This window comes from Tritonibacter horizontis, assembly GCF_001518015.1.
Lineage (GTDB): Bacteria > Pseudomonadota > Alphaproteobacteria > Rhodobacterales > Rhodobacteraceae > Epibacterium > Epibacterium horizontis.
The window spans coordinates 1-601 of sequence record NZ_LPUY01000031.1 but is presented as its reverse complement, the minus strand read 5'-3'; the positions used below and the strand labels follow the sequence as shown (position 1 = coordinate 601).

1 protein-coding gene is annotated in these 601 nt (G+C 62.4%); it reads right to left on the bottom strand.

What is annotated here, in order from left to right:
• A partial coding sequence (locus TRIHO_RS05260) for a Tn3 family transposase (RefSeq protein ID WP_207498633.1) occupies nt 1–537 on the bottom strand: 537 nt, incomplete at its 3' end.
• Nucleotides 538–601: the final 64 nt, after the last annotated feature.

Here is a 601-nt window from a genome sequence, read left to right as displayed (position 1 = left end):
GGCGGTCATGATCTCCAGAGGATCGAGCTCGGTTTCCTGCTCCAGCAGGAGAGCCAGGACGACCAGGCTGTCGCGCAACGTGCCGGGGATGACCGCTCCGGTCAGACCGCTGAACTGATTGGAAATCATGTTGTACCAAGTGACGCCGCGCTCCTGGCCGTAATATTTGGGGTTGGGCCCGGCGTGTATGGCGCTCGACGGAGCGACAAAACGCATGCCGTCGGCGCTGGCCACCTCGCCTGCGCCCCCATGTTGGACGATATCCAGACGACTGTGAGCGGAAACGATCGCGGCGTTGGCCGCGGCGATGGTCTCGGGCCGAATGAAATTCTGACCGACCCAAGAAAGACGGTCGCGACGCAGAGCCGCAAATTCCGGGCGCACGATCGGCTCAAGACCGATGTTGCAGGCGCCGCCGACCAGGGTCGCGCACAGGCTTATCTCGAAGTGCTCGACGGTGGCCTGACGCTCGCTCAGATGCGTAAAGGACTTGGCAAATCCGGTTCGCGCCATGACTTCAAGAAAGATGTCGGGCATTCCGGCCTTCGGCATGCGCGTTTGGACGGCGGCGCGAAGTGCTCGAAGGCTCTCGGGTTCATCA